Annotated in this window: 1 protein-coding gene; it reads right to left on the reverse strand. The window is 66.3% G+C overall.

The genetic code is table 11. The features are described from left to right. Positions 1-198: 198 nt before the first annotated feature. Positions 199-415: cytochrome d ubiquinol oxidase subunit II (locus AC2JF9_RS09860; RefSeq protein WP_500727416.1), on the reverse strand; the 217-nt coding region annotated here is incomplete at its 5' end.

A 415-nucleotide genomic window follows, 5' to 3' on the forward strand; every position in this document is an offset into this window, starting at 1 on the left:
GGTCATCGGCAAGCTCTGGATGGTCCTCCTCACGATCCCGGTCGTTCAGTGGATCCGGCGCCGGGACGAGCGGCTCGGCGTCGGCGTGGCGTGACGCTCAGCGTGGCACGATCGCGCGGAGGCCATAGACCAGAACCGTGAACGCGCCGATGCTGCCGAGATAGATCAGCACGAACCAGGCCAGGCGGGGCAGGCGGCTCAATACCCGCCCCCCACGATCTCCTCCGCCACCTTCCCGCGGAACACCCAGTAGGCATAGGCCGTGTAGGCGAAGGTGATGGGCACCGCGACGGCGTAGCCGACAAGCACGAAAATCTGCGACTCGGGCGCGTTGGCGGCCTGCCAGATCGTGATGTCCGGCGGAACGACATACGGAAACAGGCTGATCCCGAGTCCGAGGAACCCGAGCAGGAAG

The organism is Lactobacillus sp. C449L (assembly GCF_059900815.1).